This is a genomic window from Stenotrophomonas sp. 3diitr2024 (genome assembly GCF_042136455.1).
Taxonomy (GTDB): Bacteria; Pseudomonadota; Gammaproteobacteria; order Xanthomonadales; family Xanthomonadaceae; genus Stenotrophomonas; species Stenotrophomonas sepilia.
This window is the reverse complement of sequence record NZ_JBHHMJ010000200.1, coordinates 1-323: the sequence shown is the minus strand read 5'-3', so window position 1 is coordinate 323 and position 323 is coordinate 1. Positions and strand designations below refer to the sequence as shown.

At 68.7% G+C, this 323-nt stretch carries 1 pseudogene; it reads left to right on the top strand.

From position 1 onward, the window contains the following. Positions 1–117 precede the first annotated feature (117 nt). Positions 118–323, top strand: a pseudogene (locus ABGA94_RS04680) (hypothetical protein); the annotation flags it as partial.

The window sequence follows — 323 nt, the reverse complement described above, 5'->3', positions numbered from 1 at the left end:
ACGACGCGGCCGCAGCTACCGGGCGGTCGCGGAACAGCAGCAGGAAGGCGATCAACACCACCAGTGCGACGCCGGCCGGGAACAACCAGATCTGCTGCCAGTCCGGGCCCGCTGCAGTTGCTGCAGGAGATCGGCCTGGGCTACCTGCGGCTGGGCCAGCCGGCCACGGAGCTTTCAGGGGGTGAGGCGCAACGCATCAAGCTGGCCACAGAGCTGACGCAGCTGGGCATCGTCGCCGGCATGCCCTACGCCAAGGCCAAGCGCCTGATGGATGCGGCAGGGTGGCAGGCGAGTCCGGTTCAGGGCGCGCTTGAGTCACTCGA